9 protein-coding genes and 1 pseudogene are annotated in these 9,273 nt (G+C 33.3%); all 10 read right to left on the bottom strand.

The features are described from left to right. Positions 1-77: 77 nt before the first annotated feature. Positions 78-287 (bottom strand): annotated as a pseudogene (locus ACMX9J_RS27600) (NAD(P)-binding protein); the annotation flags it as partial. A gap of 1,161 nt (positions 288-1,448) precedes the next feature. Beyond that, positions 1,449-2,120 (bottom strand): ArsR/SmtB family transcription factor, encoded by a 672-nt coding sequence (locus ACMX9J_RS27595; RefSeq protein WP_416226466.1) that lies wholly within the window; start codon positions 2,118-2,120, stop codon positions 1,449-1,451. A gap of 286 nt (positions 2,121-2,406) precedes the next feature. Further along, positions 2,407-2,703, bottom strand: coding sequence for a bacillithiol system redox-active protein YtxJ (gene ytxJ / locus ACMX9J_RS27590; protein WP_416226467.1), 297 nt, complete (start codon positions 2,701-2,703; stop codon positions 2,407-2,409). A gap of 463 nt (positions 2,704-3,166) precedes the next feature. Next, positions 3,167-3,505, bottom strand: a complete 339-nt coding sequence (locus tag ACMX9J_RS27585) for a thioredoxin family protein (RefSeq protein WP_322552591.1) — start codon at positions 3,503-3,505, stop codon at positions 3,167-3,169. Positions 3,506-3,645: 140 nt separating this feature from the next. Beyond that, entirely contained in the window at positions 3,646-3,906 is a 261-nt protein-coding gene (locus ACMX9J_RS27580; protein WP_416226465.1) for a metal-sensing transcriptional repressor, read from the bottom strand. Further along, positions 3,896-4,207 carry a sulfurtransferase gene (locus ACMX9J_RS27575; RefSeq protein ID WP_416226464.1) on the bottom strand — a complete coding sequence of 104 codons (312 nt, stop codon included), beginning with the start codon at positions 4,205-4,207 and terminating at the stop codon, positions 3,896-3,898. Before ACMX9J_RS27575 ends, ACMX9J_RS27580 begins: the two co-directional genes overlap by 11 nt. 161 nt (positions 4,208-4,368) lie before the next feature. Beyond that, positions 4,369-5,139, bottom strand: coding sequence for an SDR family NAD(P)-dependent oxidoreductase (locus ACMX9J_RS27570; protein WP_416226463.1), 771 nt, complete (start codon positions 5,137-5,139; stop codon positions 4,369-4,371). A 1,084-nt stretch (positions 5,140-6,223) separates the two neighbouring features. After that, positions 6,224-7,096 (bottom strand): YitT family protein, encoded by an 873-nt coding sequence (locus tag ACMX9J_RS27565; protein ID WP_322552692.1) that lies wholly within the window; start codon positions 7,094-7,096, stop codon positions 6,224-6,226. 500 nt (positions 7,097-7,596) lie between these two features. Then, positions 7,597-8,661, bottom strand: a complete 1,065-nt coding sequence (locus tag ACMX9J_RS27560; protein ID WP_328265586.1) for an NADH:flavin oxidoreductase — start codon at positions 8,659-8,661, stop codon at positions 7,597-7,599. Between the two features lie 304 nt (positions 8,662-8,965). Further along, on the bottom strand, positions 8,966-9,273 hold a 308-nt coding region (locus tag ACMX9J_RS27555; protein WP_416226462.1), incomplete at its 5' end, for an OsmC family protein.

Raw genomic sequence — 9,273 nt, 5'->3', positions numbered from 1 at the left:
GGGGTACGTACGGTTCGGGGGGGAGTTCTCGGAAACCTAAGACCGAGAGGTCTTAAGGCGCCGGGTTCTTACCCTACAATAGTGCTCTCGTACTGCGGCCAAAACCATGTCGGCCCGAGGTCAAATTTGTCTAGGTCAGGTCTGTTTGGATCAGAAGTACTCAAGACCCTGCCCCCAATTCTATCTCTAGCTTCTAAAACCTTACATTCGATGCCCTGTGCAGTAAATAGAGACGCAGCACGAAGGCCACTTAAACCAGCACCAACAATGACTATAGGATTGTTCATATTCTTTCCTCTTTCCGACCGTGAGTACGCTGTCTAAATGTACTTATGAAAGAGTTATTTCGTTTTGTATGAGCCTCTTCTAAATAAGTTTTCCCTATGTAACAAAATGGGATTTCTATATTCGACCAAACTTCAATCTTCATTAATATTCCTCCTATTTTTCATCATGGTATTAGTGAGTTAGAAACTTCAAAATGGATTGCTAGTTATAAAAAAATATCTCTAAAATTAATAATTCAATTGAATAATTGAATTATGCTATTAAACATTTCTGTAGTCAAGGGGAAAGAATCATTTTCATTTTACTTACCTTATGTGGGATTATGTGTGATTGGCGCAGAATTCACCTTATTCTCTGGTTTTTATCCTGTATGAAAAACTGATTTGATGGGGAATCATTCTCTTTATATGCAACTGACCTTTTGGACTCAAGCTATGGGAAAGATGCCAACCGTCCGTAATTTGAACAGCATCTGACATCTGTCTCTAATTCCTCTGGCAAACTCTATTATTACTATTTCAGCTGAAGGATCTCCCTTAAACCAGTCTGATATTTCCCTACAGTCCTGCTTATAAGTAGGATAATAAGTTTACTTCACTAAATTTACTGGAGAACCTCTATCGTTTCATAGCTGACGAACTTTATCTGTTACAAAAAAAAGGTAGCTGTAAGCTACCCTTTATATCTTATAAAATAAACTATATAAATAATTAGATAGTTTATTTTGTGAAAATATTTACTTGAACTTCAATTTTAACATCTGCTTTTTTCACTTTTTCATCCTAATATTAAGTAAAATAATATACCTACCGGTCGGCATATAGGAGTTTTAATATAACTTCTAAAAGGTGATTATTAAAAATATATGTCAGTAAGAAAGGTGATACATTTTATGAATCACCTCGATGAAAGAACATATTATAAAATTGATCTTTTCGAATATGAACAATAAGAAAAGTATTGTCTACTCACTTTTTCCATTCTTACTGACATTATAAAGTAATATTTGTTTCACTATAAAAATAACGCCTTGGTTTAATAATATATCGGTCTCACCATAACTTAAGATGTGAATTCAATTTGCATTTTAGTCTTATAAAATTATAAAATTCAAATTGAAAGTATACAGAAGTTCATGAACTATAGGAATAAAATATATATTAATGTTTTAGTTCCAAATATTTCTGCCATTCATAAATACTTTCTTCCATACGGTAAGCTATAAACCCTTCCTTTTTCATTTGTTGCGCAGCTATAGCTGAATAAGCACAAACCTTCCCCCTACAATAAGCTACAATTTCCTTATCTCTCGGTAATTCCTGGAGGTATAAATCTAACTTTTCCATAGGAACAGAGACCGCGCCTTCTATATGACCAGCTTCATATTCTTCGTTCGGACGCAAGTCTATGAGGACAACATTTCCTCCCTTTAACTTTTGGTACACTTCATCCATCGTAAGCGTGTATAAACCTTCCATGTTACCTAAGAAATCTTCTTTAATTCGATCTATATCGGAAAGTTGATTTTCACCAATGCGCCATAACGAGTATAAAAAATCAGTAACAGATGGATCAGCTAATGAATAAATAGCATATGTTCCTTTTTTAGTAAACTTAACTAATCTTGAGTCATTAAGAACTTGAAGATGACGAGAAACGTTTGCCACATTCATACCTGTATCCTGTGCCAACTTTTCAACTGTTTTTGGACCATGAGATAGCAAATTTAATATCTCAAGACGTTTGTCACTAGATAAACATTTTCCAACTCTTGCTAGTTGTTTATACAATTCATCCTTATAATCTTTTGCAGAAGAAATGAGCTCTTCCATACTAATCATCCTTTATTATTCAATTAATTACATTGTTGATGATACTATAGTTAAAGTAAGAATAACAAGCTAATGATTTCATCAACTCATACTCAATCTGCAAGAGAAAATATGTGTAAATTAAAGGGATGATTATAGAGGCTGTTTTTCTTTTGCAGGTTAGCAATAACTTTTAACAATATCATCATTTACAATGCATAGATCCATTGATGTTACTGTTTCTAAATTATTATAGTTAGATACAAGGTTAATTATGAAAAGTAGAAAACTTATTTCTACTTTTCAATTAGTTTAATACTGCTGTCATATGTTCAGTTGTAACCGACCAATGTGAGGCTGTCCAATATTTAAATTTATCCTTCACAAAAATAATTTGTGAAGATTCATGCTTGACGCTCAAATCCTTCGCGATTTTATTAGAAGCTGAGCGTGATTCAATTACTTTAACAAGCATGTAATCTAAATTATTATTTGGTGAGCCTTCTAAATAATGCTCGTATTCTTTAATTGCATTAGAGCTCACGGGACAGGTAGTAATATGCTTTAGAATGACCTGTCCACGTTTTGTAGACTTCTCTAAAATATCATCCTACTCTTCTAATGTTGTTATTTATATCCGTTACATTAAGTTTCCTTCATCAAATTAATACTATAATTCAATTGATTAATCGAATTATAGTATTCGTATTCTTATAAGTCAAGCAAAAATAACCACTTCGTCCTTATCTAAAGAATATATACTTTTAAAAAGAAATTTACTTTCTTAATTAGAAACATTTAAAGTTGAATTAAGAAACAACATAATATCTAACCTATCTGTACCAACTGATAGGTACAGATGAGTGATCATACAAATTAATTCGTTCTGCCACTCGACCATTTCCAGTTAAAATAATTTATATTGTTGACAAATTACATCTACGATATTCAGAAACCATTTTATATCCTTTGGCTCCTCAATAATGAAATTCTACCTTCTAGCATAGCAATTATAGTTTGAGCATGGTTTTCGGTATCAATTTTCTCGTGAAGTAATCACGTTATTTCTATTGCTGATTATACATTTTATAAATTTTTTCTAGTCGTTTCTCTAATTCATCAAAGTGAACAAACCGAGCCTCTCTTAATACTTCTTTCCCATCTATAAATAAAAGTAGGACAGGTACAGTGAAAATAGAGAATTTAGCTGCTACTTCTTCTACGTCATAGGCGTTTATATGTCCTAAATGGATAAGTGGAAACTCGTCTAGTAATTCTCTTAGCCTTGGTAAAACAGCATGACACACACCACAATCTTCTCTTGACACGTATAAAAAACTTAATTCATGATTTTTTAAGAAATCTTCTATCATATTCATCGAAGTTAATTCTTCTAATTTTTTCATCTTCTTGCTCCTTTATTTATTATTTAGACTTCTACTGCATGATCTACCTTTACTATTTTTATTCTAAAAAATACTTATACCTGTAAGGGTATAAAATAATCAAATTAGTTACCTCTAATATTCTTAAGGATAAGTGTTTTTTATCTACTCTTAACTAATAAATCAATAGCCTCTTTCACTAAATTCTCCGTTTTTCCATCCTGCTTTATGCTTTCTCTAACACATTGTTCAAGGTTAGTGCTAACCATTACCTCTATTTCTTGATTTAAAGCACTATAGGCGGCTGACAATTGAGTTACAATCTCTCTACAATTTCCCCCCTGCTCTATCATGTTTAATCCATCTTTCACTTGGCCTACAATTCTTTTTAAACGATTTTTAACATGTTGATCATACTCCATAATCCAGCATCCTTTTCTTTTGGTTATCAATACATGGACATTTGGTTAATTCATAACTATTAATCGTAAATCCTTTTTTTATCAAAAAACGCAATCCTAAGTTCAATTCTAATTTATCTTCAGCTATAACATGTATTTTACCCTGAGGGATTTCCAGATAAAAGCGCTTTAGGTATGCAAAAGGAATATTTAAGGTATCTTCCTCGGAATATGTTGCGGTTTCATTATAATCCTGAATATCTAATACAATGATAGTAGAATCTTTTAATTTATTTTTTTTAATACAAAGAATTCCTTTCACTGGGCAATATCTTTTATATAGTATACGTAATATAGGTATTAATAATAAAGTGACCAAATAAATAATTTAAAAGACCTCCCCTTTAAAATGAATTTAATCTATTTCAGTATTTTTGATTATAAAAAAGGAACAAACATTTTATGATTGCTCCTTTTTTATTTTTATCTTAATCGAGCTGTAACTCCACCATCAATTGGCATGATAATGCCTGTAATCCATGATGATGAATCATCTGCAAGGAATAAAATTGCATTTGCTACATCATCTGGAGTACCATTGCGTCCAATGGGATGAAATGCATTAAAGGTTGGTAAGACTTCTGCTACTTGTTCTTCTGACATAAAAGTATTGTAAATTGGTGTTTCAACAACTGCGGGTGCTACTGCATTTACTCGAATGTGATCACCAGCGAATTCTACGGCTAAATTTCTTGTTAAAGCATGTCTTCCTGCCATTGCAGCTGAATAAGCTGCCGAAGGAGTTGACTCCACTGCTTGAATTGCCCACATTGAACCAGTATTTACAATTGCCCCTCCTCCACGTTTTTTCATTTCTGGTATAACGGCTTGAGAAGGATAGAATGTTCCTTTAACGATTGTATCTAAATAAGATTGTAAATCGTCCTCTGTATGGTCAAGGAAAGGTGTTAGATTAAACTTCCCTGTATTATTAACTAGTATATCTACACCATCAAACACTTCTACTGCTTTTTTAACCAAATTCTCTGAAGTTTCTTTTTTACTAATATCACCGACTACATAAGAAACTTTTTTGCCAGTTGGATCAATTTCTAAAGCAGTTTCCTTTAACACATTTTCTCTACGTCCATTAATAATTACATTTGCTCCTTCTTCAAAAAATCTTTTTGCAGTTGCTTTCCCAATCCCAGTACCTCCACCAGTTACGATTACAGTTTTATTTTCAAATTTCATTATCATTCATCTCCATTTTTTATTATTTAGTTCAGTTGTTCCACCAATCACTAATTGGAAATCGGTTTTAAGTTCATTTCCACCTATAAGCATATTATTTACAGTGGTTAGTGACTAAATCATAATTCATTTATAACAAGTAAATATATTAACTATTTATCTAACTACTAATAGGTAGATTTGATTTTAAAAAATTATTTCCAATTCATGCTTTGACAGAAGTACTGATTATCTTGAAAAAACTCACATGATTTAATATTCAACAATTCAATTGAATAATTGAATTATAGCATCAGCATTCCGACTCGTCAATTAAAAGTTTTTCACCTAATAAGGATAACTTTCCATAGTAATTAATATCTAATAAAATGAAGTTATACAAGATATTTTAGAATCTAGTGGTTCTACAGCTTTTGAGGGACTTTTATCCTTTTTGAGCCTTCTTGATCTAGCATTTTATTCTGCTCAGTAAAAAAATCAAGATACTTTAAAATGGTTTTCAACATAAGTGATTAAGGCGAATGGGTATACCTTTTAATGACAAACACTAGTTTACCTTTTTATTGAGAGAAAAAAGGTTTCTAATTTCTAAGGAGCTGAAACCTGTAATTAATGATCTATTATTTGTAAAATAAAAATTAATTGCGTTAGAGAGCATTTCTCTGCATCTAAAAAGAAATAAATTCTTTAACTAAATGTAATAAATAATCACAAAAGGATAGTTATTCCATAAGTGAACGATCTGAATGTACAAATAACCATAAAACTATAGCCATGATAATTGGAATAATACTAACTAATAGCACGCCTTCCCATTCAATAGTTTGAGCAAGCCACTTACAAAGGATTGGAGATAAAAAATCCGCAATATTGTCCTATAAATTCATCCAACCTGAGACAGATACTGAAGTAGACAGGCAAGCTTACTGAAGTAGCTACATAGTATCTAAAGAATAACGACTTCGTTTCTAATCAGTATTCATTTCTTTAGTGTTATCCCATGAATACAAGCTTAAAAATCACCCTTTAGCAAAACAAAAGATGATTTTTAATGGAATATTGTAGTTAATTTACCAGGTTTCATCTAATGAATATCATGTTTTCTGAAATTACTACCCTTAACTTCTGCTACATCATATACTGTAACAAAAGCAGTTTCATCAATCTCATTAATAATCTCTTTTATTTTGCTTTCTTCTAAGCGATTAATGACACATGTGATTTCCTTAAATTTTTCATGGGAATAACCGCCGTAAGCTTCCTTATACGTTGCACTTCGACCTAAACAATCACGAATGGTCTCGACCATTAATTCAGGTTGAGTTGTGATAATTTGAAAGGTTTTAGAGCCACTTAAACCAACTTCCACTATATGAATCACTTTAGAAGCAATAAAGTAAGCAATTGCAGAAAGAATTGCTCCTTGTAGACCGAATACGGTTGAACTGAAAATAAATACAAACATGTTTAAGAAAAGGATGAAATCACTTGTCCCGAACGGTAATTTACGAGAAAGTAGTACGGCTAACATATCAATTCCATCTAATGCTCCGCCATTCCGCAATGCTAACCCCATCCCCAAACCGAGGATAATCCCACCAACAACGGTAACTAATAAAGTATCCCCTTCAATAATCGCTGAAGTATGGTGCATGAGGCTTGTACCAACAGCTAGTGAAGCTATTCCGATAATGGAATAAATCGCGCAACCTGTACCAACTTGGCGATAACCTAACCAGATAAAAGGGAGGTTTATAACGGCAATTAGAACTCCTAATGGTAATCCAAGTAGTTGTGAACCAATGATACTAAGACCCGTCACCCCTCCATCAGATACATCGTTTGGGATTAATACAGTTTCTAGTCCATATGCTGCTATAAACCCTCCAATCATTACGATTAATCCTCGTAAAATCATTTTTAGTTTATTGGGTTTATGCTTTTTGATTGTGCTCATATAATTCCTCACCTTCAAACATTTTATCTTCTTTAAGCTTACTCTAAAATTTTTTTAAAACTATTCTTCCCCTTTAGTCGAACAAGGAACAATGTGTTAGGCTGTCTTGTCTAAACTTCGCAGCCTGGTTACTCTCAAATATAGAACTTCCTGCGACTAGGTCACATAAAAAAAGAGCAAATATTCCATAACTATCTAATCATCACCTGCCCCGGTATATTTTCTGTTTTATTTATGAAAGTAGACAGGCAAGCTTACTGAGATATCTACATAGTATCTAAAGGATAGCTACTTCATTCATTAATCAGTATCTATTTCTGTAGTGTTACCGTGTTAATACAATTCATATGTACGTAAAGCAGATATTAAATTAAAATAAAGCTTAATTAGAAGTGAGCTTAATTAGAAGTGTTATGGGATCTTTATTTGAAAGTAACTAAAAAGAACCCATTTTGAAAAAATCAATCAAAATGGGTTCTTTATTATTTTTTAAGCTTTATTTAATATAATGTTTCGATTGCCTTACGTGTAAACGGAATTAATTCTTCTGTTCGTCCATCTCTGATTTTGTTTACCCAGTCAGGGTCAGCCAATAATGCGCGACCCACTGCTATCAAATCGAATTCTTCATTTTCTAATCTCTCCATTAAATCGCCCATCTTGTTGTCTTTGCCATTAGCCTCTTCTCCAGTAGCAAAGAAATCCACGAAATCAGCGCCATCAAGACCGACAGATCCAACTGTAATTGTTGGTTTTCCTGTCAGTTTTTTAATCCATCCTGATAGATTCAGTTCAGATCCTTCAAATGCAGGTTCCCAAAAGCGACGAATAGATGCATGAAAGATGTCAACGCCTGCATCAACTAATGGCGTTAAGAAACGTTTTAGTTCTTCTGGAGTTTCTACTAATTTTGCTGTATAGAAATCATATTTCCACTGTGAGATTCGCAACGAGATTGGAAAATCTGGTCCAACCACACGTCGGCAAGCTTCGATGACCTCACTTGCAAAGCGCGTGCGCTTAACGATGTCGCCACCGTATTCATCGGTACGTGTGTTTGTTTTTTCCCAGAAGAAATGATCGATTAAAAATCCATGGGCTGCCATAATCTCGATGCCATCAAAACCAACTTTTTTAGCATTGGCTGCTGCCTGTGCAAAAGCTTCAACTAATTCCGAAATCTCTTGTTTTGAGTAATCATTAGCGTTGCCTCGTGCACCCATGTGCCACAGTTGAGAGAAAATTTTCCCACCGGCCTCGTGTACTCCATCAACTACTTTTGACCAACCGTTTAGCGCCTCTTCTCCGTATAAGTGTGGTACGTCCTCCTGCCATGCTGGCACCTCAGATGCAACATCAGGATGGTTGATAAACGTACCCTCTGTCACAATAAGTCCAACACCATTTTCAGCTCTACGACGATAATACGCAGCGACATTCTCCCCTGGTACTCCATTTGGAGAAGCGTTTCGCGTCATAGGTGCCATCAAAATACGATTAGATAGTTTTAGATTTCCCATTTCGAATGGTTTAAAAAGAGCTTCAACTGATTGATAATTATTCATAAAAACCTCCAAGTTTTATCACTTAATGTGTTATTTTATAATGTCGATGTACCGTGGAATTATATTAAGTAATTAAATCAACCCAACTACTTCTCACCAGTACATATTGAAAAAGAACAAATGAACCCTCGTCTTTATTTAATGTTTAACTTGCTCATTTTACCTTTACAGTACGATATTAATTCTGGGCCAACCACATTGGCGCTTGACCTAGAATTAACAAATTATCTCAGACGAGCTCTGACCCTACCATTTAAAGATAGTTATACAAGGTAAAGTAAGATCGATCCTGTCATAAAGCTTTTTACTTATTACGTTTAAAAGTTGAATTTACTTGAACATTTCTTTCTAGTGAATTTTTTACAGGTGAAATTTCCATTGCTTTTGAAACTAATTCTTCAACTTGTTTATCGTCTGCGTCAATATCTACTGTGAATTGAACATCAACTTCGTTAAAACCTGGATTTCCTTCTTTTAAGCCCAACATTACAGTTAAATCTAATTGTCCTGAAACGTTAACTTCTAGTGAATTGACCTTAATACCCATTAAACTAGCTGTTGCAACAAATGCAAGTGATAAACAACCACCCAATGCACTTAATAAAAGTTCAG

It is taken from the genome of Priestia sp. RMT2NF4 (genome assembly GCF_047872835.1).
Lineage (GTDB): Bacteria > Bacillota > Bacilli > Bacillales > Bacillaceae_H > Priestia > Priestia zanthoxyli.
The sequence above is the reverse complement of the archived record's forward strand: the minus strand, read 5'-3'. Positions and strand labels throughout refer to the sequence as shown.

Coding starts and splice junctions, on each gene's coding strand:
- ACMX9J_RS27580 (WP_416226465.1), bottom strand. CDS start 3,906: ATGGAGTATGATCAACATGTTAAAAATCGTTTAAAAAGAATTGTAGGC.
- ACMX9J_RS27560 (WP_328265586.1), bottom strand. CDS start 8,661: ATGAATAATTATCAATCAGTTGAAGCTCTTTTTAAACCATTCGAAATG.
- ACMX9J_RS27585 (WP_322552591.1), bottom strand. CDS start 3,505: ATGAAAAAATTAGAAGAATTAACTTCGATGAATATGATAGAAGATTTC.
- ACMX9J_RS27595 (WP_416226466.1), bottom strand. CDS start 2,120: ATGGAAGAGCTCATTTCTTCTGCAAAAGATTATAAGGATGAATTGTAT.
- ACMX9J_RS27570 (WP_416226463.1), bottom strand. CDS start 5,139: ATGAAATTTGAAAATAAAACTGTAATCGTAACTGGTGGAGGTACTGGG.
- ACMX9J_RS27565 (WP_322552692.1), bottom strand. CDS start 7,096: ATGAGCACAATCAAAAAGCATAAACCCAATAAACTAAAAATGATTTTA.